The 25,839-nt window shown below is 26.7% G+C and carries 23 protein-coding genes; 21 read left to right on the forward strand and 2 right to left on the reverse strand.

All coding sequences use genetic code 11. The features are described from left to right. The first annotated feature begins 1 nt into the window (after position 1). From CKV72_RS01930 to CKV72_RS01985, 12 genes are all read left to right on the forward strand, one after another. Positions 2-472 carry a M14 family metallopeptidase gene (locus CKV72_RS01930; RefSeq protein ID WP_242955755.1) on the forward strand — a complete coding sequence of 157 codons (471 nt, stop codon included), beginning with the start codon at positions 2-4 and terminating at the stop codon, positions 470-472. Positions 473-474: 2 nt separating this feature from the next. Then, positions 475-1,620 (forward strand): poly-gamma-glutamate synthase PgsB, encoded by a 1,146-nt coding sequence (gene pgsB, locus CKV72_RS01935; protein WP_157726520.1) that lies wholly within the window; start codon positions 475-477, stop codon positions 1,618-1,620. After that, complete coding sequence (gene pgsC, locus CKV72_RS01940) at positions 1,610-2,050, forward strand: poly-gamma-glutamate biosynthesis protein PgsC (protein ID WP_095177328.1); 441 nt, start codon at positions 1,610-1,612, stop codon at positions 2,048-2,050. Before pgsB ends, pgsC begins: the two co-directional genes overlap by 11 nt. Next, on the forward strand, positions 2,047-3,132 hold the full coding sequence (gene pgsW / locus CKV72_RS01945; protein ID WP_095177329.1) for a poly-gamma-glutamate system protein: 1,086 nt from the start codon (positions 2,047-2,049) through the stop codon (positions 3,130-3,132). Before pgsC ends, pgsW begins: the two co-directional genes overlap by 4 nt. Continuing rightward, a complete protein-coding gene (locus CKV72_RS01950; protein WP_095177330.1) occupies positions 3,125-4,495 on the forward strand; it encodes a sensor histidine kinase in 1,371 nt (456 codons plus the stop codon). The genes pgsW and CKV72_RS01950 overlap by 8 nt, the downstream gene beginning before the upstream one ends. Positions 4,496-4,501: 6 nt before the next feature. Beyond that, positions 4,502-5,155 carry a response regulator gene (locus tag CKV72_RS01955; protein ID WP_095177331.1) on the forward strand — a complete coding sequence of 218 codons (654 nt, stop codon included), beginning with the start codon at positions 4,502-4,504 and terminating at the stop codon, positions 5,153-5,155. A 65-nt stretch (positions 5,156-5,220) separates the two neighbouring features. Then, on the forward strand, positions 5,221-7,842 hold the full coding sequence (locus tag CKV72_RS01960; protein WP_095177332.1) for a cell wall-binding repeat-containing protein: 2,622 nt from the start codon (positions 5,221-5,223) through the stop codon (positions 7,840-7,842). Positions 7,843-7,882: 40 nt separating this feature from the next. Further along, positions 7,883-9,337 carry a cell wall-binding repeat-containing protein gene (locus CKV72_RS01965; protein WP_095177333.1) on the forward strand — a complete coding sequence of 485 codons (1,455 nt, stop codon included), beginning with the start codon at positions 7,883-7,885 and terminating at the stop codon, positions 9,335-9,337. 285 nt (positions 9,338-9,622) lie between these two features. Beyond that, positions 9,623-10,684, forward strand: a complete 1,062-nt coding sequence (locus CKV72_RS01970; protein ID WP_095177334.1) for a cell wall-binding repeat-containing protein — start codon at positions 9,623-9,625, stop codon at positions 10,682-10,684. 190 nt (positions 10,685-10,874) lie between these two features. Continuing rightward, positions 10,875-11,708 carry an SLAP domain-containing protein gene (locus tag CKV72_RS01975; protein WP_089867341.1) on the forward strand — a complete coding sequence of 278 codons (834 nt, stop codon included), beginning with the start codon at positions 10,875-10,877 and terminating at the stop codon, positions 11,706-11,708. Positions 11,709-11,816: 108 nt separating this feature from the next. Continuing rightward, positions 11,817-12,368: a manganese efflux pump MntP gene (locus tag CKV72_RS01980; protein ID WP_095177335.1), complete on the forward strand. Its 552-nt coding sequence runs from the start codon at positions 11,817-11,819 to the stop codon at positions 12,366-12,368. A 26-nt stretch (positions 12,369-12,394) separates the two neighbouring features. Continuing rightward, positions 12,395-12,808, forward strand: coding sequence for a Fur family transcriptional regulator (locus tag CKV72_RS01985; RefSeq protein WP_089867335.1), 414 nt, complete (start codon positions 12,395-12,397; stop codon positions 12,806-12,808). Between the two features lie 113 nt (positions 12,809-12,921). Here the strand turns inward: CKV72_RS01985 and CKV72_RS01990 are convergent, their stop codons facing one another. Further along, the gene (locus CKV72_RS01990) at positions 12,922-13,251 is read right to left on the reverse strand and encodes a hypothetical protein (RefSeq protein WP_095177336.1); all 330 of its coding nucleotides are present in this window, start codon (positions 13,249-13,251) and stop codon (positions 12,922-12,924) included. A gap of 129 nt (positions 13,252-13,380) precedes the next feature. Here CKV72_RS01990 and CKV72_RS01995 point away from each other — a divergent pair, with 129 nt between their 5' ends. The 3 genes from CKV72_RS01995 (at position 13,381) to CKV72_RS02005 (ending at position 16,119) form a co-directional block, all read left to right on the forward strand. Continuing rightward, positions 13,381-13,779 (forward strand): DUF6762 family protein, encoded by a 399-nt coding sequence (locus CKV72_RS01995; protein WP_089867329.1) that lies wholly within the window; start codon positions 13,381-13,383, stop codon positions 13,777-13,779. A 182-nt stretch (positions 13,780-13,961) separates the two neighbouring features. Next, positions 13,962-15,020: an HD-GYP domain-containing protein gene (locus tag CKV72_RS02000; RefSeq protein ID WP_168944142.1), complete on the forward strand. Its 1,059-nt coding sequence runs from the start codon at positions 13,962-13,964 to the stop codon at positions 15,018-15,020. Positions 15,021-15,060: 40 nt separating this feature from the next. Further along, on the forward strand, positions 15,061-16,119 hold the full coding sequence (locus tag CKV72_RS02005) for a rhomboid family intramembrane serine protease (RefSeq protein ID WP_169712337.1): 1,059 nt from the start codon (positions 15,061-15,063) through the stop codon (positions 16,117-16,119). 67 nt (positions 16,120-16,186) lie between these two features. Here the strand turns inward: CKV72_RS02005 and CKV72_RS02010 are convergent, their stop codons facing one another. Next, positions 16,187-17,923: an ATP-dependent metallopeptidase FtsH/Yme1/Tma family protein gene (locus CKV72_RS02010; RefSeq protein ID WP_168944159.1), complete on the reverse strand. Its 1,737-nt coding sequence runs from the start codon at positions 17,921-17,923 to the stop codon at positions 16,187-16,189. Positions 17,924-18,410: 487 nt separating this feature from the next. Between CKV72_RS02010 and CKV72_RS02015 the strand changes: the two genes are divergently transcribed. From CKV72_RS02015 to clpB, 6 genes are all read left to right on the forward strand, one after another. Further along, entirely contained in the window at positions 18,411-19,382 is a 972-nt protein-coding gene (locus CKV72_RS02015; protein WP_095177337.1) for a YkvA family protein, read from the forward strand. A 41-nt stretch (positions 19,383-19,423) separates the two neighbouring features. Next, positions 19,424-19,870, forward strand: coding sequence for a ribonuclease HI (gene rnhA / locus CKV72_RS02020; protein WP_089867319.1), 447 nt, complete (start codon positions 19,424-19,426; stop codon positions 19,868-19,870). Positions 19,871-19,966: 96 nt separating this feature from the next. After that, a complete protein-coding gene (locus tag CKV72_RS02025) occupies positions 19,967-20,134 on the forward strand; it encodes a YtxH domain-containing protein (protein WP_089867316.1) in 168 nt (55 codons plus the stop codon). Between the two features lie 239 nt (positions 20,135-20,373). Next, positions 20,374-21,678, forward strand: coding sequence for a helix-turn-helix domain-containing protein (locus tag CKV72_RS02030; RefSeq protein WP_095177338.1), 1,305 nt, complete (start codon positions 20,374-20,376; stop codon positions 21,676-21,678). A 3-nt stretch (positions 21,679-21,681) separates the two neighbouring features. Next, positions 21,682-22,959, forward strand: coding sequence for a helix-turn-helix domain-containing protein (locus CKV72_RS02035; RefSeq protein WP_095177339.1), 1,278 nt, complete (start codon positions 21,682-21,684; stop codon positions 22,957-22,959). 134 nt (positions 22,960-23,093) lie between these two features. Next, complete coding sequence (gene clpB / locus CKV72_RS02040) at positions 23,094-25,694, forward strand: ATP-dependent chaperone ClpB (RefSeq protein ID WP_095177340.1); 2,601 nt, start codon at positions 23,094-23,096, stop codon at positions 25,692-25,694. The last annotated feature ends 145 nt before the right edge of the window (positions 25,695-25,839 follow it).

Consider the following 25,839-nt stretch of genomic DNA (forward strand, 5'->3'; position numbering starts at 1 on the left):
TATTGATGCATGTAATAAAAAAGTTAGAAATCCATATTATATGCAGGATTTAAATAGAATTTTTCCAGGGAGAACCAATGGAACAGGTAGCGAAAAATTGGCATATGAAATATTTAATTTAATAAAAAAAGAGAGGCCCAAAATAGTTTTAGATCTTCATGAATGGGAAGAAAATTCTATAGGAGATGAAAAAAAATTTTCTTATGCCATGATATTCAATAATTTAAATAAGGAAAATTTAGAAGTTTTTATGTATCTACTAGATCAAGTAAAAAGAAATGATGAATATAAAGATAAATTTACATTTTTAAACAGCCCACCAAAAGGATCTATAAATAAAGAGATATCTCAAAAATTAAAAGTTCCAGTTATAACTCTAGAAAGTAATATGAACGAAGAATATAGAGAAAGAGTAGATTTTCACCTATATATATTAAATGAAGTTATAAAATTTTATAGATTGGATAGATGAATATGAAAAAAATATTGATTATTTTAATAATAACATATGTATGCTTCTTAATTTTAGAATATAGGAATAATTGTAATATAAGAAAGGCTTTTAAACATATAATCCATGTAAATGGTACAAGAGGAAAATCTACTACCTGTAGACTTATTTATGCCGGGATAAAAGAAGGTGGATATAGAGTTTTTTGTAAAACTACAGGGACAAGTCCTCGAATTATAGATGTAAATGGAATGGAAGAACCTATTATAAGAAAGGGTGGCGCCAATATAAGAGAGCAAATAAAAATTTTGAAAAAAGCAGAAAAACAGAAGGCAGATATTCTAGTTATTGAATGTATGGCAGTTAATCCAGAACTACAATATATATCTCAAAATAAAATATTAAATGCAGATATATCTGTAGTAACTAATGTAAGAAGGGACCATTTAGAGGAAATGGGACCCACTTTGGAAGATGTAGCAAAGTCCTTAGGGAATGTAATGCCTAAGAGGGGACATTTTATAACAGGAGAAAAGAAATTTTATGATTATTATGAAGAACTCGGAGAATCCATGTCATCAAAAGTAATACTTGCAAAGGAAATATCAGAGGATTTGGGAATAGATTTTAAAGAAAATATAAGTGTAGCATTAGAGGTATGTAAGGTATTAGGCATAAAGGAAGATGTGGCATTAAGAGGCATGAAAAGCTATAAAAGAGATCCTGGGGCATTAAAAATTTATAATATAGTTACGGATAATAATACACAAATAATTTTTATAAATGGTTTTGCAATAAATGATCCAGATTCTACATTGAAAATATTTAGCTATTTAAAAGATAAAGGAACTTTTAATAACAAACAGATCATATTAATGGTGAATAATAGAAGAGACAGGCCTTATAGGATGCAACAACACATAGAAGTCATAAAGAAAATAAATCCCGAAATTATATGGATAAGTGGATATTATACAAGTTTAATGAAAAATAAGCTTATAAAGCAGGGAGTAGAAAAGGAGAAAATAGTTTTAATCAATAAGAATAATGAATTTAATCTTAAGAATATAACAAAAGATACTGCTATATTTGGTATTGGAAATATAGTGGGAAGTGGTGAAAAAATTATAGATTATATGGAAAAAGTAGGTGATGTTATTGGCGAATAATACAATGATTTTAGGAATAATATTTAGCATTATATATTACGAGGTTACAGAAGTATCACCTGGAGGAATAATAGTGCCAGGATATATATCACTTTTTTTAACTCAACCTCTTAGAATAATTGCAACTCTAATTTTAAGTGTATTAACTTTGGTTATTACAAATATCCTATCAAAATATACTATACTATATGGAAAAAGAAAATTTTCGGTAATGATTATGATAAGTTTTATTTTAAGAGTTCTAATTGAAGGAATAGGAGGACTTATATCATTACCTATAGTTTTTTCCGTTATAGGATATATAATCCCAGCTATAATTGCAAAGGAAATGGATAGACAAGGTATAGTAAAAACTACTTCATCTGCTATAGTTGTAGCCTGCATAATCAGCTTAACAATGATAGTTTTAGGGAAGGGAATATTAGTATGAAGTATAAAAGAAACGTTTTTAAAAAGTGGGATTATATAATCATAATTTTATCAATAATATTGCCACTATCTATTATTTACATAAATAAAAGTGGAGAAAGAGTTAAAGATAATTGGCATGAAGAGAAAATTCAAGCAGCTACTCTTATGGATGAATGTTTAAAGGAGATCAAAAAAGAAAAGTTAAAGAGAAAAATCCCTATAGATAAAAGATATGATATAAATGAAACTGGAATAATTGGAGCTGAAACAAGCTCCATAACTACTACAATAGGAGCATTAGAGGCAAAGCGAACAACTACCAATCCTGATTTTGCAGCACTTATAGTTCATATGATGAAAAAATTAAATTTAAAAGATGGTGATAGTGTATGTATAAATTTGTCTGGATCATTTCCAGCTTTAAATATAGCGGTTATGTCAAGTTGTGAGGTCTTAAAATTAAAGCCTATAGTAATTGCTTCTTTTGGTGCATCCACCTGGGGAGCTAATAATCCGGATTTTACATATCTAGACATGGAAGAAGTTTTATATAAGAAAAAGTTTATAAGTAATAGAGCAGATTATGTATCTATTGGTGGAGCATCAGATTTAGGAAATGATATGGATGATGATTATGTAAAGAAGATTGTAAATAGAGTGGAGGGATATGGAAGAAACTTTATAACAGAAAATAATTTAAAAGACAACATAGAGAGAAGATGGCAGATATATAATGCAAATAATGACAGAATAAAGGCTTTTATAAATGTAGGGGGGAATATAGTATCTTTAGGTGAAACTTTAGAGCTAGATGGTATAAACCCTGGAATAATAAAGAATACAAAAGTTAAGGTGAACGAGAAAACAGGACTTATACAACTTTTTTTATCTAAGGATATACCAGTAATACATCTCCTAAATATAAAAAAGATAGCTGTGGACTATGGAATACCAGTAGATCCTGTAACTATTCCTAAGATAGGTACAGGAAACATATATTATTCTTTTAAACATTCTTATAAATTTTCAGTAATTACTTTAATGATAGCTATTATTGTAATAATTGTATATGGAAATAAGATGAGGAGTAAATATGAATAATGAAAGTTTTAGAATATTGATAGATAAGAAACGATTTCATAGTGGAATTATTTTAATTATATTTGGTGTTATACTTCCATTCTTTATGAATGTAAATAATTTTAAAATATATGAACTTCTACTATATAGCATATCAACAGGAGATAAGAGCATGCTTGTTATAGCAGCTTTTAGGTTAGTTATATTGAATACTATAAGAGGAATTCCCAATTATTTGGGAACTTTTATTATAGCAGAATCTATAGAAGTATATATTAAAGAAAAAAATATTACAGTTGTAGAAGGAATAATAGCTATAACATTGATACCATTATTATATAAATTAATAAATGATATACACAATATAAGATATGATTTAGGTATTCCCGCATCCATTGTAATAATTTCAATTATACTTTTAAAAAAGTTTAACTTTTTTACAATTAGCTTTTTTAAAAAGTCTTTAGTAATGGTTTTAATATTAATGGGAGTGCAGTGGATGGATATTATACCGGGGCTTTCCAAGTTTAAATTTGGAAGAGGTGAAACCTCTCAGGATATAAAAATAGCTGCGGAACTTATAGAAAGTACAGAGTTACTTTCTATAACGTCCATTATGTTCTGCTTGATATTTATTATGTTCTCCATACTTATGGCAAAACTTATAATGGATGAGCATAAATTAATTATAGCAATAGAAGAAAATAAACGAGTTGAAAAGGAATTAGCAGAGGCGAAAATAGATGCATTAAAAGCTAGGAATTATGCAGAGTTAAAAAATTTAGTACACGATTTAAAAACGCCATTAACATCTATACAAGCATTAGTAAGTATAATCAAGCTTATGGAACAGAATGAAAAAATAGTTTCTTATTTAGATAGAATTGAAATATCCATAGATAGATTAAGCAATATGATATCTGAAATACTTTATGAGGAAAAGAAAAATATAATAAGCACAGAAGAAATGTTTAGTTTTATATTGTCTCAAATTTCTCCTTTACCTTATTCAGATAAGATAAATTATAAAAACACAGCAAGTGATTGCAAGATAAAGGTAAATAAGATGCGTTTTGCAAGAGCTATAATAAATGCTTTGGATAATTCCTATAGTGCTATAAATGAAATAGGAGGGGACAGGTCTATAATGATTAGCGTATATAAGATACCCCAAAATGTATGTATAGAAATAATAGATGATGGTATAGGCATAAGAAAAGAGCTTATAGATAAAGTGTGGAATAATGGTTTTAGCAGTAAGAAATCTACAGGGTTTGGACTTGGATTTATGAAGGACGTAATTAAAAATCATGATGGATATATAGAAATTTATAGTGAACCAAATAAAGGTACATGCATAAAAATAACCTTACCAGAGGAGTGAGTTGTTTTGAGGAAAAATAAAATATTGATTATAGATGATGATAAAGAAATACTATTTGCAATGTCAGCTATATGCGAGTATAAAAATTGGATAGCTATAACTGCTACTAGCGTTACAGAAGGAATAAAAAAATTAAAGGCTATAAAACCAGATATAATTATTATAGATTATCATTTGCCCAAAATTAATGGAATAGAGGGAGTAAAGAAAATAAAAGAAATGTTTGAGGATATACCTATAGTTGTGCTAACTGTGGAAGAAGATCAAAAGGTTGCAGACAAATTTATAGAAGCAGGAGCTAATGATTTTGAACTTAAGCCAATAAAAGCACCAGATATTATATCCAGAATAAGTATTCATTTAAAATTTAGAGATACACTTAAAACTGTAAATAAAGATTTTAATGAGTGCACTAAGGGAATAAGTGCAGAAACCTTAGAAAAAATCGAAAAGTTTATGATGAGTATAGAAGATAATAGATATGTGAGTATAAATGAAATATCTAAAAATACAAAATTAGCATATCAAACAGTACATAGATATATGCAATATCTATTAGAGAAAGATAGAATAGATATTCAGCAGATATATGGTAGAATAGGAAGACCGAGGCAAAAATATAAATTGAAAAGTAATTTTAATTACAATATTAACTCCTGATATTATTATCAAGAATTAATAAATATCTACGATAACAATAGAAAATAAAAAGGAAGGACGAGCCTATGATTAAAAGTAAATGGAAAAAGAAAATTACAAAAGCCCTATGTAGTACTTTTTTGCTTACTACTATTATTGTACAACCATTAAGTGCTGTTAATGCAGCTAAGAAAGATGATGATAAAGAAAAGAAATATGTAAGAAAACCTGCTAAAGTAAGAATATATGGTAACGATAGATATGAAACTTCATCAAAAATAGCAAAGGACGGATGGAGCAGTTCTTATTATGCAATAATAGCATCTGGAGAAAATTTTCCCGACTCATTAAGTGCAGTTACATTAGCTAAGAAACATGATGCGCCTATTTTATTGACTAATAGTAAGTCTTTAAATACAAACACAAGAGAAGAATTAACTAGAATGAAAGTAAAAAAAGTACTTATAATTGGGGGACAGGGGTCTATTTCATCTAAAGTAGAACAAGATATAAAATCTATGGGAATTACCACAGAAAGGCTTGGAGGAAGGGACAGATACGAAACATCTATTAAAATTGCAGAAAGATTAGGCAATCCAGGGACGCTATTTGTAGTTACATCTAATCATTTTGCAGATGCACTATCTGTAGGTCCTATAGCAGCTAAAAAAGGAGCACCTATAATACTAACTTCTAAAGATAATTTATCTGATTACACTAAGAAATATCTATATAAAAAAGTGTTTAATAAAATATACATAATAGGGGACAGGGCTCAGATAAGTGACAAAGTAGCTAGTGAATTTGAAAAGTATGTAAAAAATTCACAAACCAATGAAAATGCTGTGGAAAGAATAGATACTAAATCTAATAGTTCTAGTATTTATGAAAGAAACATAAATGTAATTGATAAATTTGAAAGTGACTTAAATTCTTTTAGAGAAATATATATAGCTTCTGGTGTCGCTTTTGCAGATGCTCTTTCTGTAAATGCACTAGCGGCTAAAAAAGGAGCTCCTATTGTAATAGGAAATACATCTGATGGAAATCTATTAAAAAGTTTTATATCTAAAAACTATTCTAATATATCTACAATAAATATTGTAGGGGGACAGGGCGTTATATCTGAGGCTTATGTAAACAATATAGTAAATTATATAGAGGATGAGGAAATTAAATTTACAGATAAAAATATGGCAAAGGCTGTTAGAGAAAAGCTAGGTATAACTAATGAAAATCAAAGAATTTACAAATCTACTGTAAAGAATATACAAACTTTAGATTTATCTGGTTTTAACATAGAGAATATAGATGGAATACAATTATTTGATGGCCTTAAAGAATTAAATTTAAGTAATAATAAAATACAGGATTTAGAACCTTTAGAAGATATGTTTTATTTAGAAAGCCTAAATTTATCAGGAAATAAAGTGGAAGATTTAGAGCCTTTAGAAGAATTACATAGCTTAAAATATTTGAACTTAAGTGATAATAATGTAAGACATGAAGATTCTCTTAAAAAATTAGAATATCTAAAATATTTAAATTTAAGTAAAAATGATATAAGTTATATTGAGGATTTTGATAAATTAACTTATCTTTACTATTTAGATTTATCAGATAACTACAATATAGGTGGATTAAGTGAATTATCTGATTTGAAAAGTTTAACTACTTTAAAATTAAGTCATACAGGTATATCTAGTTTAAGCTTTTTAGAAGATTTAAAATCATTAACAGAATTGGATTTATCCCAAAATAGCATAAGTAGTTTAGATGATTTAAAGAAGTTAGATAATTTAAAAACTCTATATTTAAATGATAATAGCATAACTTACATAGAGGATTTAAAGGATTTGAAGAGTTTAGAGGAATTAAATGTATGGGGAAATGATATAAACGATGTAGAGAAGTTTAAAAAGTTTAAGAAACTTAGAAAATTAACCATTGAGAGATCATTATTAGATGATGATGATAGAAAACAGTTAGACTTAATAAGTAATATTCCTCATATTTTTGATAAAGAGAATACTTATAATAAAAATTATGATTATGGGGATGTAAATTCTGGAAATATAATAGAAAACGAATATAAAGATAAGGATTTAGAAGATATTTCAGATGAAGTTGAAGAGTTTAAAAAGGATAATGAAAACTATAAACGTGATTATAATCCTTATGAAGTTATATATAAATCCAATTCCACTTATGGAGGAAAATTTACAGCTAAAGAGCTTCTTAACCGTGAAAAAGACCTTCAATCTATGATAGGAAATTCAAGGTATTCTATGGAAACTAGAAAAATGATGCAGGAAGATTTAGAAAAAGTAATAAATCAATATGGAATAATTAACAAAACTAATAGAATGAACGACAAAGTCATGGAATTAGAAGCTAAACTTAACATGTCCTTTGATGAAAAAGAAAAAAGAAAAGCAAGAAATGAAATAAACTATGTGTATTCAGATTACAAATATGATTTTTATAAGAATGCAGTTGCAGAATGTGAAGATGCAATGTCTCGATTAAAAGCACAAATTGGAGAACTAGAATATAGCAATAGTTATAGTGATAATGAAAAAGCTAGAATTTTAAAAGGTGAATTAACAAATAAGCAAATAGAATACTATGTGATTACTAATAATTTGAATAAATACGATAAAGATAGAAGTTTTTTTGCAGCAATGAATTCTTTTTTAAATAAGTAATGTGTTTTCATTGATTACTATAAAGGAGGCATTATAATTAATGAAATATAATAAAGATAAAATAAATATTTTTAAATTGGTAGTATTTTTATTCATAATTTCAGCTATAAGCATATTTCATGGGAATAATGTAGAAGCTGCAGAAACTACAACTAAAAGATTTAACGGACAAAATAGATATGAAACAGCAGCTAAAGTATGTGAAGAAGGTTGGAGTGAAGAAAGTGACTGGGCTATTGTAGTAAATGGAGATAATTTTGTAGATGCTCTAAGTGTTGCACCTCTTGCTAAAAAGCAAAATGCTCCTATACTTTTAACCAATAGCAAAGTTTTAAATGTATATACATCTATGCAGTTAAATAGACTTAAAGTTAAAAATGTATATGTAATTGGAGGAAAAGGTGTAATATCACAAAATGTAGAAGATGGTATAAAGGCTAAAGGTATAAAGGTTACAAGACTTGGGGGAAAGGACAGATATGACACAGCTTTACAAATAGCCAAAAAACTTGGAAGACCAAAACAAATAGCAGTTATAAATAGCACAAGTTTCTATGATGGAGTTTCCATAGCTCCCATAGCTGCACTAAAGGAAATGGCAATAATTCCTGTAGGTAAAAATGATATGCCAAATTCTATTGAAAAATTTTTAAGAAGTAATAGAAGAGCAGAACAAATATATGTAATAGGTGGACAAGACCAAATAAGCAATAAAGTTTTTAATAAAATTCCTAATGCAATAAGAGTAGGAAGTGGAGATGTATATAAAAGAAATATAGATATAATAAATGCATTCCAAAATGAATTGGATTTTGGTAATGTATATGTGGCTTCTTCAAGAGATTTTGCTGATGCCCTATCAGCATCAGCACTGGCTTGCAAGTCAGCATCACCTATAGTTTTAGCAGGAAGTAATTTAAGTAATACAACTAAAAACTTTATGAGATCAAAAATAATAAATAATGTAAGTATTTTAGGAGGGAATGCTTCTGTAAGTTATAATACAGAACAAATATTAAAGTATTTACCATTAAAAGTAGCGGATACAGAAAATATAAGAAAAGAAATATGGCAAAATGAAAGCTTTACACCACCACCAACTATAGTAGTAACAGCAAGTAATGGAAATATGGAGGAAGTTTCTGTAACTTGGAATTTAATAAGAGTTGACACTACTAAGCCAGGAATTTATACTTTTACAGGAAAAATAAATGGATACAATAGAGATGTAGATTTAATACTAGTAGTAAAACCATTACCAGTTAAAGTAGAAGATATAAATAAAGAGGCTAGAAGTAGAGAAAGATTTGTATTACCTGAAAAGGTTACAGCTGAAATGAGTGATGGAAGTACAAGTGAGCTTCCTGTTATTTGGGATTATGGAACAAAACAAAGTAATAAATCAGGAGTCTATGTTTTTTATGGTACTGTAGAAAAATATGATAAAAAAGTTAAGCTAACTTTGACAGTAACAGGACTTAATACAACACCATAAAATAGGATAGTTCATAAAAAGCTAATAAATAACTAATTTAAAGTACCAAGAATATATATTTTTGGTACTTTAAATCTTAATTAGATAATGTAATAAATATAATTATTTAATTTGATGTTATAATCTGATAAAATGTAATATAGTATGGGTAAATAGATAAATATTCCTTGGATTAAATTACAAGAAAAATATTGTATATAAGTCTTTACTAGTATAATGTAATAATGGTAACATTAAATTGGTATTGGAATATAATGTAGTCTTTATTAAAGGAGGATGAATTTGATGTTAAGAAGAAAATATTTTAAGTCTTTAGGAGCCTTTGTTTTATCTATGGCATTAGTAACTACTGCTAATGTGGGAATGGTAAAGGCAGCAACATTAGATAGATTAGGTGGATTAGATAGATACAATACAGCTAGACAGGTAGCAGAAGGTGTTTTTAGCAAAAGTGAAAATGTTATTTTAGTAAATGGACAAGGTTATGCAGATGCTGTTAGTGCTACACCTCTTGCAAAAAAATTAAATGCGCCTATACTGTTAACTGAAGCGGATAAATTAACTAGTGGAGTTTTAGATACTATAAAAAAAATAGGGGCTAAAAATGTATATATAGTTGGTGGAGAAGGAGTTGTAAAAGATTCAGTAGTATCAAAATTACAATCCAATGGATTAAAGGTACATAGATATGCTAAAACTGGAGGAAATAGATATGATACTAATGCTGTAGTGGCAAGGGAAGTTATAAAGAGAACAGGAGCTAAGAAGGCTATATTAGTAAATGGACAAGATGGATATTCTGATGCACTAAGCGTTGCATCTATTGCAGCAAAATTAGAAATACCTGTTTTAATTTCTAATTCTAAAAAAATGGATGCAGAGGTTAAAAAAGTTATAGATGAAAATAAGTTAGAAGTTATGGCAGTAGGTGGGGCAGCTGTATTACCTGATAGTGTAGTAAAATCAGTTAATGGAAAAAGAGTTGCCCAAGGTGGAAATAGATATAAGACAAATATAAATGTGTTAAACTATTTTAAATCAAATCTTTCTTTTAATGCTATATATGTAGCAGCTGGAGGCAATGATAATGTAAGAAACTTTGCAGATGCTTTAGTTGCTTCAGCCGCAGCGGCTAAGGAAGGATCACCATTAGTTTTAAGTGGAAATTCCGCAGGCAGTGCTGATAGAGAAGCTTCAGAAAGTTTTGTTAGAAATAATATAAATAAAGATAGTAAGATAACTTTAATAGGTAGCACAGGAGTTTTATCTAAGGAAATTGAAAACAAACTGAGAAAAATTGCTGAATATGCTTCAGAAGGAGATTTGGAAATTATAGCAATAGAATAGAAAGAACAGTGGATAATTAACAATTAACAATGAATAATTATGGATATTTTTTCTCCATTGTCATTTCAAAAAAATTTTAATTGTATAAATTTTTTGAGCTAAGAGAAGAAAAATCTACTTAATTATTCATTATTAGCTATTGGTTATTCACTAAAATAAATGGTTTTATTTACAGAATTGGAGGATATAGATGAAAGAGAAAATAGATGATTCACAAAAATATATAGATGTAGAACTTTACTTGGATGAGGATTCTCAAAGAAAAATTTCTGATGTGCAAAAGGAATATTTAGAAGAGGAATTAAGAGAGGTTATTACAAGTGTAAAAGAGGGACAAATAAACATAGCTGGAATATATGCATTTGATCAAGGCGATGAAGTGGAAGTTAAAGCATATTTAGCAAATGGTTTAAGTAAAAATATTAATTTTGAAGATGTTCCAATATACATTATAAATTCTAAAAATGAAAAATTAGCATATCAAATATTTGATTTATCAGGAGAAGGGGATATACCATCAGGAAAGGCTATACCTGTAAAACTTAATTTTAAAAAAGAAAATGTATTTGTAGATAAGATACCACAGGATGATTGGAAATTAGTTTTTGGAAGCAATGATGTTAAAGGAGTTAGATATGTAAATATAGAATTAGAATCTATTCCAGAAGGTATAGAAGAAAGTGAAATAAAAGTATTTCAAGAGTTTTTAGAATCATTACCTAAACTTGAGAGAGGACAAGGTAGTATTTCAGTATTTACAATTACTCAATATGAAAATGGAGATTTACTTATGACTCTGCTTGTTAGAAATGCTACAGATGAGGCAGTGACTATGACAAAAATGCCTATTACATTAAAAACAGAAGAAGGAGAAACAATTTTATCAGGAGTGTTTGACATAGAAAACTTTACGGTAAATCCATATAAAGCTAGAGTTTTAAGCTTGATTTTTAAGAAAGAAGTTATTAATATAGAAGAAGACTTTGACTTGAGTACTTGTAAAATTATATTTGGAAGAGAATAAAATATTAAGACTTAGGTTATAAGATGGCTTTCAACAGAGAACTTCAAAAAGTTATATGAATTTTAGAAGTTCTCTTTATTTTTATTATTTTATAGGAGAAGGGTACTTATGAATTTCTATTCATTATTTTTAATAGCTATAGCTTTATCTTTAGACGCATTTGGTGTAGCACTTTGCATAGGATTAAATAATAATGTAGATTCAAAATATAAAGCATCTTGTGCAATGTATTTTGGATTTTTTCAGTTTTTATTTGCTATAATAGGATCATATGCAGGATTTTTATTTAATAAATATATTGCATCTATGCCTGAGATTATTGGAGGAATAGTTATATGTATTGTTGGTATTATAATGATAAAAGAGGGAACTGATAATAAAGATGATTGTAAAATATTAAAACCAGGTATGAATATAATTTTAGGTATTTCTGTAAGTATAGATGCAATGGTGGTTGGGTTTACAGTTTTAAATAAAGTACAAAGTGCTTTAGTTAGATTTAAAGATACTTTATTTATAGGTATTGTAACTTTGTTTGTAAGTATAGTAGCATTTATAATTTCAAAATACTTAAAAAAAATAGATGTTATATCAAAGTATGCGGACTACATTGGTGGAGTTATTTTAATACTTTTTGGTTTGAAAATGATGTTTTTTTAAAGATAAATTATTTATAAGGTGATATTATGAATATTGAAAAGTTTTTAAAAGAAAATAAGTTAAGAGTTACAAAGGGAAGAATAAATATACTTGAAGTACTAAGTTGTAATAAAGATGCTATTACGGCAGAGTATATATACCATAAGTTAAAGGAAAGAGATATTAATATTGATTTATCAACGGTATATAGAAATTTAGAGATATTTAATAAAGAAGGTATAATAGATAAATTTGATGTGGGAGATGGTAAGTATAATTATCTAATAAACCCATATAAACACAAGCATATTCTAGAGTGTGCTGTATGTCATAAAGAGATTGAAATAGATTGTCCAATAAAACAATTAGAACAAATTATAAAAAATAGAACAGGATTTACAATAGAAGAAGAGCTAGATATAAAAATAAAAGGTTTGTGCGAAGAATGTAGCGAAAAATAGAGTTTTTATTAATAAAAATATTAGAGACAGCTTTTTTATAATTAAAGATATATAAAAACTGTCTCTAATATTTTAGAAAATAAATACATTAATATTATAAAGAGAAATTTATTCTATTTTATTTTATATAGGCGTTTTACCTTCCATGAATGATTTTTATTTTTTTCTAAGAATATTTTATAAGATATACTAGAATGAGGAGCTTTTTTAGAAAGACCTTTAACTTGTACAACAGAAGTTTGGCCATCAGAGAAAATAATATTAAGATTATTTATTGCATATAATTTATTTTTTATATTAGTGAATTTTTTAGTCATATGATGTTCAACAACAAATTTTATATCTTTATTTTTTTTAGAAAATAGGTTTTGATGTATCAAAAATAAAAATAAGATAAAGAAGAATAAAAAAATATTTTTTTTATTAATTAATTTTCTCTTCATGCAAATAATATTCCTTTCCTAATTTTATTTATATGGTATTTTATAATAAAATATAATAGGAATAAATCTCTAAAGGGATATATATATTATAACATTGAAGTAAATAAATGTAAATAGGGAGTGGTATAAATGGATTTTAAATCATTAGTTTTAATAGAAAAAGATGTGGAAAAAAATGAATTCTTAAGAGAAATGGAAAGTTATGAATTAGGAGAAGGAGCAGCATATATAAGGAAGTTTTATTATGATGGAAATTTTGTAAATATAGCTTTTAGTATAGAAGAAGATATGGAGGATTGGAAATATAATGCTGTATTAGACTATTTTAATACAGAGGCATTTGAAAAATATGAATGCTCTATAGAGGAAATAGAGGGTGAATACAATCCAACTTGGCTAATAAAGCTTGAATACTTAGAGGATTTTTATTTAATGAGTGAAAAATTGCAGAATATATGTAATGAAATACACAATCAAATAGAAGTTATAATGGCATATGTGGAAGAAAATAAAGATAAGCTTATGTGAAAATAGGTATTAAATTATTCTAAAAGTTTAATTTAATGTTAATTATAATAAAAAATACATTCAAATTATATGTGTTCTATTTTAAATTATACAAAGTTATGGTAATATATTGTTAATATTTATCTATAAAGAGAGAAATTATATTTTATGTATCTAAATAGAATTGAATGAGGAGAAATATTATGAGGCTTGAATTCATTGATAAAGTTAAAGATAATGAGATACTGGGAAAAAGTATATTGACTTCAGATGGCCAAATGTTGCTTAAAACAGGGGTAAGATTAACTAGTAACTATTTATCAAAATTAAAAGAAATGGGAGTATTATACATATATATAAAAGATGACAGACTAGAAGATATAAATGTAGAAGATGAAAAATTCATACAATTAAAACAAAGAACAATTAAAAGTGTATCGGATATTAGCAAAAATATTCATGGATATACTGGTAAAAAGTTCAAAGAGGTTATATCTTCAATAGAGAATCTTGTGAATTATATAATAGATATTGGCGATGTCAATAAAAGTTTATATGATATAAAAACATATGATAATTATACATACCTCCATTCTCTAGATACATGTGTAATGACTTCTTTTCTAGGAATTGCATTAGGTTTTAAGGATGAGGAGTTAAAAGATCTTGGCATAGGAGCTTCTTTGCATGATATAGGAAAAACTGAAGTACCTTTAAAAATATTAAATAAAAAAGGAAAACTAAATGATGAGGAATTTGAGGAAATAAAAAAACATACATTATATGGGGCGAAATTGTTAAGTGGCAATAAGAAACTTTCTAAAAATATAATAGATATCGTAGAGCAACATCATGAAAGAATTGATGGAAAAGGATACCCATATAAGTTATGTGGTTGTGAAATATCAAAATATGCTAAAGTAGTTAGCCTGTGTGATGTATATGATGCTGTTAGTAGCGACAGATGTTATAGAAGAAAGTTTTCTCCCAACGATGCATATGAATTAATACTTGGAAATTCAGAAACAATGTTTGATATAGATGTAGTTGAAAAATTTAAGGAGACTTTTTCTATATATCCTTTGGGGGCTTGTGTTAAATTATCTAATGGTGTTGAAGGATACGTTATACGTCAAAATAGGGGGTTCCCAGATAGACCTTTGATAAGAGTACTCTATGATAGTAAAACCAGGGAACCAGTACAGTTTTATGAAATAAATTTACTAGAACACAAAAATTTAGTGATTGAAGCTATAGTTTAATAGTAAGTATGTGAAAATAATTATACAAAGGAGATATTTAATGAAAATAAATAGCACAGATGAAAGATATGCTTTTCAAGAAGCAATAAATTTTATTATTGAAAACTCTGTAAAAGCATTAAGGTACAGTTTATTTGAATTAAATAATATAAACAATGAAAACATAATAAGCCCATGGGTATTGGTAAAATCTGGTGAGAATATAAATGAAGTTATTATATTTTGTGATGAAAATTATAATAGTTTCAATGATTATTGGACTAAATTAAATATAGTTGAAAACCTACAAAATAAATTTTCTAGTATATCTTTATATAATATAAACCTTATAAAAATTAAGTTTTTGGATCATAGTTTTCAAGATCAATTTTCTAATACTGATAATTATTCTGAGGAAAATTGTATTTTAATAAACTTGAATGAAAAGAAGATAATTCAGTATAGCAGTGGATTAGAAGACCTTGTTGAAATAATAACATTTTATATGAATAACAATTATATTAATGAAAATAAAAGCAATAAGATAAAGAAATTTAGTAAAGAAAATATTGTAACTTTTACATTGATAGTTATAAACATAATTATGTACCTTATAACAGCGCTACTTTCCGGAAATTTAATTGATAGCAATGTAAATGTTCTTATATTTTTAGGGGCTAAAGTGAATCCTTTAATTGATAGAGGTCAATATTATAGGTTGTTGACTTGTATTTTTTTACATGGAGGATTAATACATTTAGCTTTAAATATGTACGCTCTATCCGCTTTAGGTCCTTTAGTAGAAAAAATATATGGAAAGTCTAAATATTTAATTATATATTTTGTGTCAGGAATATGTTCATCTTTATTAAGTTATTTTATGTCACCACATATTTCAATTGGAGCTTCTGGCGCAATATTTGGATTATTAGGAGCATGTCTTATGATCGCCTTAAAATATAAACAGAGAATTGGGAAAGAGTTTTTGAATAACATAATATCAGTAATTTTTGTGAATTTGATTATAGGATTTTCAGTTGCTAACGTTGATAACTTTGGACATATTGGAGGATTAATAGGGGGAATATTAGTATCAGTTTTTACTTTGAAAAAAATATAAATTTAGTAAAAAGTTAGTGTCATATTGCAAATCATCTATTACATTTTGCAATATGACACTAATAGTTTTAATTACAAAGTGATTTTAAATCATGGGAGTAAAGTGTTTCTTTTTCTAATAGCTTTTCAGAAATTGATTTTAATATTGATATATTATCAGTAAGTAATTGTTTAGTTTCAATATAGAGACTATCAACAAGGCTTTTACATTCTAAAATTATATTGTTTTTATCTATATTTAGGCTCATTAGTTCTTCTAGATTTAAAAGACCTAATGAATTACCCATACCATATTGGGTTACCATGTGAAAAACAATATTTGTACATTGTTTTAAATCATTGTGAGCACCTGTAGTTATAAAGTCTCTGCCAAAAGTTAATTCCTCTGCTGCCCTGCCGGCTAATAACACCATTATTTTTTTATTAAGATGTTTTTTATTTTTGTATAATTTATCTTCAGGAATACTTAGTGTATAACCACCGGCACCTTTACTACTTGGAATTATTGTTACTTTTGATACCTCTTCATTAGGTAGTACTAGCATAGATACAAGTGCATGTCCAGCTTCATGGAAAGCAGTAATTTTTTTATCTGCATCATCTATAAAATCTCTATTTTGTTTTTCATAACCGGCTAGGATTATAGAAAATGCTTTTTCAAAGTGAATATTTTCGATGTATTGACTATTTTCTTTACATGCTAATATAGCAGCTTCATTAACTAGGTTTTCTAGTTTTGCGCCAGAGAAATAAGCTGTCTTTTGAGCAAATTCTTTTATATTAAAGTTTTTAACAGGTTTATTTTCACAATACAATGATAATATTTTTTCCCTAGCCGAAATATCTGGAAGATTAACTTCAATATGTCTATCAAATCTTCCAGGTCGTAATAATGCATCATCAAGCATGTCCAATCTATTAGTAGCAGCAATTACAACTATGCCTTCACTTTCGTTGAAACCAGACATTTCAGTTAAAAGGGCATTTAAAGTTTGATCTCTTTCATCTGAATTACCATTTTGAGAGTTTGATCTTTTTTTACCAATAGCATCAATTTCATCTATAAATATTACTGCTTTTTTATGACTTCTGGCTTTTTTGAATAATTGACGTATTCTGCTAGCACCAACACCTACATAAACTTGTACAAAGTCAGAACCAGATAGAGCATAAAAAGGTACTCCAGCTTCACCGGCGATAGCTTTAGCTAATAAAGTTTTACCCGTTCCAGGTTCTCCATAAAGTATAATGCCCTTAGGCATTCTAGCACCATAAAATTCATATTTTTCAGGGTTTTTTAAGAAATCTATAACGTCTTTTACGCTTTCTTTTGCTTCTTCGTTACCTGCTATATTTTTAAAAGTAAAAGCAGTTTCATCTGTACAGGATACATCTAGGGCATCAAGCGAAAATGCTTTTTTAGAAGCAACGTTAGAGGATTTCATTAAAATAACTATTAAAAAAGCTATAGATAATATAAAAGAAGTAGAAAAAGTAAGAGTTAAATAATTTAGAGGAGAGTTCTCAGATACATTTACACCATTTTTTAAAAGAGTTTCTTTAAAGTTATCAGTTCTTGGATTATCTATTTGATACAAATTTCCATTCTTTAATTTAATTTTTATTTTAGGAGTATCTGTTAAATAAACAGACTCAACTTCTTTAGAGGATAGAGAATTTAAAAATTCCACATAGTTTTTATCTATAACTGATTTTGTTTTATAGTTAAAAAACAATAAGAATATTAAAGATAGTGATGCGACTACAATAGGTAAAATAATTTTTTTATTTTTAAACATTATTATTTTCCCTCCAATTCTAATATTCACAAAAAAATTCACACACATATAAAACAATATTATAATAATTATCTTATATAGTCTAATGAAAATCATAAAATTTGCTAAAGTAATTTATGCCATTAATTATAAGCCCCGTCCCCCAATTAAGTGCAATTAATCAAGCCCTAATCAAGCCCCGTCCCCTAATAGTTGCCTAATAGTTGAAGAAATAATATTGCAGAAAATATTATTTAATGTATACTTTTATTTAGTGAACAACTTTATCTAATGAACAACTAACAATAAATAATGAACAATTAAGGATGATTTTTTTATGTTTCACTACAGAAAATCTTACATTTTAGATATAATTGAAAATGGAAAGTTTAGCATTAGCTAAACGTAAGGATCTTATAAAATTAAAAACTTTTCGAAATGGTAATGGAGAAAAGTTATCCATAGTTATTAATTATTCATTGTTCATTATTCATTAACTAATGGGGGTGTTAGTATGAACGTATCATCTGTTGCTGTATCGTTAACTAGTGAAGATATATTAGGTATGATAAAAGAATATTTGAAAGTAGAAAATTTATCTATAGACAAAATTGAAATTAATAATTTTATAAAAATAGAGGGAAGCTATAAAAAGGTAGTGAAAATTCCTTTCTATGCAAAAATAGGTTTTGGAAATATAATAGAGAACAATTTAAATGTTAAAATTTTCAGCATAAAGGTTTTAAAATTGGGCATAATTAAACCTATAAAAAGTATAGCTCTAAATAAAGCATTAAAAAAATTTAAAGATTATGGTGTAACTACGGAACAGGAAAATATATTTGTCAATTTAAATGAAGTAACTAAATTGATTCCTAACTTTTATTTGAGTTTAAAAAATATAAGCTTAGAGGAAAATGTGATAAAAGTAGAATTAGAGAATATTAAATATGATAAAAATAAACCGAATGTAGAATTAGATGAAGAAAAAGAACAGGGAATATTTTTGGAAGATTCTTATACAGAAGTAAGGGAAGGCATTATAAATAATGTTCCGGATAAATATAAAAAGATAGCCGAATACAGTATGGTAATTCCAGATATTATTGCATTATTATGGAGAGTATTTAAAGATAAGAGGGTTAGTATTGCTACAAAAGGAAAAGTAGCAGCTGTATTAGCTTATTTAGCTATGCCGTTTGATATTTTACCAGATTTCATACCTTTTATAGGTAAAATTGATGATGTGGTTATAGCTTTTTATGGATTAAATTCTTTAATAAATGAAATACCTGAAGAAATAATAAAAGAAAATTGGCAAGGAGACAAAGATATAATAGTATTAGTAAAAGAAGTTGTAAAATACATATCTCAAATTGTTGGAATAAAAAATGTTCAGCTCATAGTAAATAGTGTTAGTGGAATTATAAATAATTCAATTAAAAGACAAAATTTAGTTAAAGATGATAAAGGGGAAAATAAGTAATCATCTATAAATTTAAAGAAGAAAGGAGCTAGGACAAGCCTATGAAAAAAGTTATACTTTATACAGATGGTGCTTGTAGAGGAAATGGAAAAGAAAGCACTATAGGAGGCTATGGAATAGTTTTAATATATAAGGATGTAAGAAAAGAAATAAAAAAAGCCTTTAAAAATACTACCAATAATATTATGGAGTTAAGTGCTGTAGTTGAAGGATTATCATTGTTAAAAGAACCTTGTGATGTGGAAGTTTATAGTGATTCAGCCTATGTTGTAAATGCTATAAACAATAAATGGATAGATTCATGGCTTAAAAATGGATGGAAAACTGCAAATAAAACACCAGTTAAAAATAAAGAGCTATGGCAGCAATTAATAGAATTATTAAAAAAACATAAAGTAAAATTCATAAAAGTAAAAGGACACTCTGACAATGAACTTAACAACAGATGTGATGAATTAGCTAATGAAGCTATGGATGAGCTTATTTAGTGAATTAATTAGTAATTGACAAAATGTTCTTGAGTAAAAAGTGCTAAAGATACATAAAATACTTTTAAGATAAATATTTTGAGAGGTGAGTATTTTATGAGACAAAAGCGATTTATAGCAGGTATGATGTTGGGAGCAGTGGCTACAATGCTTATGGCACCAGAAATGGATAGAAAAACAAAAAGAAAAATGAAAAGAACTGCTAGATATATGAGAGGAATGGCACAAGATGCATATGATGGAATGGCAAGATATATGAGATAAAAGCTATTAATTTTAAATTAAATAGAATTTAGAACGGTAATCAAAGGTATAATTTTTAAATTTACAAATGAAAATTATACCTTTGATTTTTTTGGGAAAAATGATGTTATCATATAGATAAAATACTCTAAATTTATAATAATATGGTATAATGAACATAACAATTATTAAAGATTAGGTGTATTAAATTCAAATTTATAAGCTTGGAATAATTTATAGATAGTAAAGGGAGAATGAATATGGAAATATTATCTCTTGGTGAGAAGATAAAAAGAAGAAGAAAAGAACTTAATATGACTTTAAAGGATTTAGCAGGAGATAGAATAACACCAGGACAGATAAGTCTTGTAGAATCTGGAAAATCAAATCCAAGTATGGATTTATTAGAGTATTTATCTAAAGCATTAAATTTATCTATAGAATATTTAATGGAAACAGAAGAAACTCAAGCGGAAAAAATATGTCATTATTTTGAGAATATAGCAGAATCTTATATTTTAAATAATGATTTAAATTTAGGAGAAGAATATATAGAAAAAGCTTTATATTATGCGGAAAAGTATAATTTAGAATATAAAAAAGCTAAAAATTTTTATCTAAGAGGATTAATATATATGAAATTAGATAATCCTGCTCTTTCTCAGCAATCTTTTTTAGCAGCTAATGTTGTATTTATAAAAAATAATAATTATGAAGAAATTATAAAATCTTTTGTTAATTTAGGAAAAGTAGCATTAAAATTAAAATCATATCATTCAGCATATAGTTACTTTCAACAAGCAGAAAAAGTTTATAATGATCATAATATTGGAGACGATTTTTTATTAGGAGAAATCTATTATTATATGGCTTATATTAATTTAAAATTAGAAAATATAGATAAATCTATAAATTATTCATTTTTAGCAAAAGAAAAGTTTAGACAATTAGATAATGAAAAAGAATATGGAAAGATTTTAATTATGATGGCAGAACAATATAGTAAAAATGGAGATATGGAAGAATCAATCAAATATTCTAAGAAAGCATTAAATATATTTAAAAAAATGAATGATAAATTTTATATTGCTGAAATAGAGAATAATTTGGGAAAATTGTTTTCTGAATTTGAAAATATTGAAGAATCTTTTATTCATCTTAATAAAGCCAAAGAATTAAGAGCTATAATAAGAGATGACAAAATAATAGAAACACTGATAAGTATATGTGAAAATTATATAAAAATAAAAGATGTTGAGAAATCTAATGAAGCTCTAGAAAATATATTTAAAAATATAAAAGATGATGATATAGAATCTTTAATAAAATATTATATATTAAAATATAAAGTATATATGTTAGAGGGGGAAATGAATAAAGCGGAAAATACTTTAGTTCAAACATTAAGTTTTGTTAAGAATGTTGATTACTTAAAAGATGCGGCGGAAATAGCTATAATGCTTGGAAAATTTTATATAGATATAGGTAAAGAAAAAGATGCAGCAACGTATTTAAATGAAGGAGTAACTTTATTTAAAAAAATAGGTGTTCTTAAAGAAGGATAACGGATGGTGGATTATATGGAAATATTTTCTATTGGGGAAAAAATAAAAAAGGCAAGAATTGACAAGGGCTATACTTTAAAAGATATATGCGATAATAAAATATCTTTATCAAAAATGAGTTGTATAGAAAATGACAAAATACCTCCGGAAGATTGGATTATAGAATATATATCATCTAAATTAAATTTAGATATAGACTATTTAAAATGTGATGTAAAAACTCAGATAGAAAATAATATAAAACAAATAAAAAATAATAAAGAAAGTGCAGAGTATGAAAGTAGACTGAATTATAATTTAGCTTTTGCTTTAAAATACAAATACTATAATATTGCTTTTTATATAATGCATTTATTATTTTTGCACAATATAGAAAATAATAGAATTGAAAGATTACAAGCTTTAATTCCAACATACTATGAAATAAGTATAAAATCTTCTTTAGAGGAAAATCAATTAAAATATTATATGGATATTGGCGAATATTTATATAAATTCAAAGAGTATATACAGGCAGCTAATTATTATAATATAGTTAAAAAAAGTGCATATAAGGAAAAAAGTAGTTATATTTTTGCTAAGGCAATTTTAAATGAATGCAAATGTTATATTATGCTAGAAAACTATGAAAAAGCCTATAAATTAAGTGAAAAATTTTTAGAATTAGATATAGTAAATTATTTTAAAAAAGATATTGAAAAAGCAGAAGTATATAATGTTTTTGCCATATTAAATATTATTAATATGGATATGGATAATTTTAAAAAATATAAATCTATAGCTTACGATTTATATGGAAAAGAAATGTATAATAAGGCATTAGCTTCATATAGTTTTGCTATAGCTATGATAAATGTAAATCTAAAAGATAAAGGAGTAGAATATATAAAAAAATCATTAGAATACTATCCAAAGGTTGATTTAAATAAATTTACTGAATTCATGATTAAATGTTTAGATTATATTATAAACAACAATAATGACATAGAAGAAGTAGAAAACATAATAAATACTTCAATAGATTATTCTATAAAAATAAATAATTTAAAGTGTATAGAGAAATCCTATTATTATAAATCTATATTAATGGGTAAAATAAATAACATAGAGTCACAGGAAATTTATATGAATTTATCTTTAGATGTTCTTATGAAAATTGGAAATACAAAAGATATATATAAAAGATATATTGATTTAGGAAATATGTATTATAAAATGAATAATATAGAAGAATCAGTTGAATATTTTAATTTAGCAGCTAGATTGAGTAAAAAAATCTAAAAAATAAATTATATAGACTTTGACTTTCTTTGACCATTGTTTTAATATAGATATAGAGACAGGTGGTAAAAATTAAGTACAACATTTTGTTAGTTTTTGCGACCTGTTTTTAGCAAAGTAAAGGAGGTATATATATGGATATAGAAAAATTGACATTAAAAGTTCAACAAACTATAAATGATTCTCATATAATTGCAGTAAAGTATAATCATCAACAATTAGAACCAATCCACCTTTTTGCGGCTTTAGTTTTTCAGGAAGATGGGTTAATACCAAACATTTTTGGGAAAATGGATGTAAATATAAAGTTTTTAAGAGATGAAATAAAAAGAGAACTAAATGAAATGCCAAAGGTACTAGGGGAGGGTGCACAAAACAGTGGAGTTTATGCAACTAGATCTTTTGAAGAAATATTTATTAGAGCAGAAAGTATAGCTAAGGATTTTAAAGATTTATATATTAGTGTAGAACATGTTATGTTATCTTTAATGGAAGCAAAATCTGAACCTATTAAAAAAATATTAGATAAATTTAATATAAGAAAAGACAAATTTTTAAGTGTATTGCAGGAAGTTAGAGGAAATCAAAGAGTTGATACTCAGGATCCTGAAGGTACCTACGAAGCTCTAGTTAAGTATGGAAGAAACTTAATAGAAGATGCTAAAAAACATAAATTAGATCCTGTTATAGGTAGAGATGAAGAAATACGAAGAATTGTAAGAATTCTTTCAAGAAGAACTAAAAATAATCCAGTGTTAATAGGAGATCCAGGTGTAGGTAAAACAGCCATTGTGGAAGGACTTGCAGAAAGAATAGTAAGAGGAGATGTACCGGAAGGATTAAAGGATAAAATAATATTTTCTTTAGACATGGGTGCTTTAATTGCTGGAGCTAAATTTAGAGGAGAATTTGAGGAAAGATTAAAAGCTGTGCTTAAAGAAGTAGAAAGTAGCGAAGGAAAAATTATATTATTTATAGATGAAATACACAATATAGTTGGAGCGGGAAAAACTGAAGGTTCTATGGATGCTGGTAATTTAATAAAGCCAATGTTAGCTAGAGGGGAATTAAATTGTATTGGAGCTACTACCTTTGATGAGTATAGAAAATATATAGAAAAAGATAAGGCGTTGGAGAGAAGATTTCAGCCGGTGATTATTGATGAGCCAACAGTAGAGGATACAATATCCATAATAAGAGGACTTAAGGAAAGATTTGAAATACATCATGGAATAAGAATTCATGACTCAGCTATAGTGGCAGCAGCTAAATTATCTCAAAGATATATAACAGATAGATATCTTCCAGATAAGGCTATTGACTTAATAGATGAAGCTGGTGCCATGATAAGGACTGAAATAGATAGTTTACCAACAGAATTAGATTCTATAAAGAGAAAAATATTTCAAATGGAAATAGAAAGGGAAGCTTTATCTAAAGAAAAAGACAGTAGATCAAAAGAAAGATTACAGGAGCTAGAAAAAGAATTAAGTAATTTAAAAGAAAAAGATAAAGAAATGACTGCAAAATATGAAAAAGAAAAAGAGCAAATAATTAGTGTAAGAAATTTAAAACAAAAATTAGATGAAGCTAGAGGACAATTAGAAAAAGCTGAAAGGGAATATGATTTAAACAAAGTAGCAGAATTAAAATATGGTGTAATACCAGGAATTCAGAAACAAATAGAAGAAAAAGAAGTTCTTATAAAAGAAAATAGTCAGGGAAATATGTTAAAAGAAGAAGTAACAGAGAATGAAATATCTGAAATAATATCTCATTGGACAGGAATACCAGTAACAAAACTTATGGAAGGTGAAAAAGATAAGTTATTAAGATTAGAAGATGAACTTAGAAGTAGAGTTATAGGGCAAGATGAGGCAGTAAAAGCTGTTTCAAATGCTGTATTAAGGGCAAGAGCAGGTATGAAAGATCCTCAAAAACCAATAGGCTCATTTATATTTTTAGGACCAACTGGGGTTGGTAAAACTGAGCTTGCAAAAACTTTATGTAGAAATTTATTTGATAGTGAGGAGAACATAATAAGAATAGATATGTCAGAGTATATGGAAAAGTATTCTGTATCTAGATTAATTGGAGCTCCTCCAGGATATGTAGGCTATGAAGAAGGTGGCCAACTTACAGAAGCAGTTAGAAGAAAACCATATTCCGTAATACTTTTTGATGAAATAGAAAAGGCTCATGATGATGTATTTAATATATTCTTACAAATATTAGACGATGGAAGATTAACAGATAATAAAGGAAAAACTGTTGATTTTAAAAATTGTATAATAATAATGACATCAAATATAGGTAGCTCTTATTTATTAGATAATCAAAAGGAAGATGGAATAGATGAGTCCATTAGAAGTAGAGTGTCTAATGCTTTAAAGGACAGATTTAAACCGGAATTTTTAAATAGATTAGATGATATAATAATGTTTAAACCACTTACAAATAAAGAAATAACTAAAATAATAGATATATTCTTAAAAGATATTCAAGATAGACTAAGAGATAGAAATATAACTTTAGTTGTAACAGAAGATGCAAAAGAACTTATGGCAAAAGAAGGATATGATCCGATTTATGGGGCTAGACCTTTAAAAAGATATATTGAAAATACATTGGAAACTAAAATAGCAAAAGAAATAATAAAAGGAAATATAGATGAAGGATGTAAAATAGGAATAGATGCAAAAGGTGAAGAAATAATAATAGAAAAAATAGAGTAAATAAAAATATGCAACCTTAACCTTATAAATTTTTTAAAAGTTAAGGTTGTATTTTTTTTGTTAAAGTACAAAAAGTTACCTAAAGAAGTTATATAGATTTTAGAATTAATAAAAAACTAAAGCAAATTATATATATGAAGAGATT

This window comes from Clostridium cochlearium (assembly GCF_900187165.1).
GTDB lineage: Bacteria > Bacillota > Clostridia > Clostridiales > Clostridiaceae > Clostridium_G > Clostridium_G cochlearium.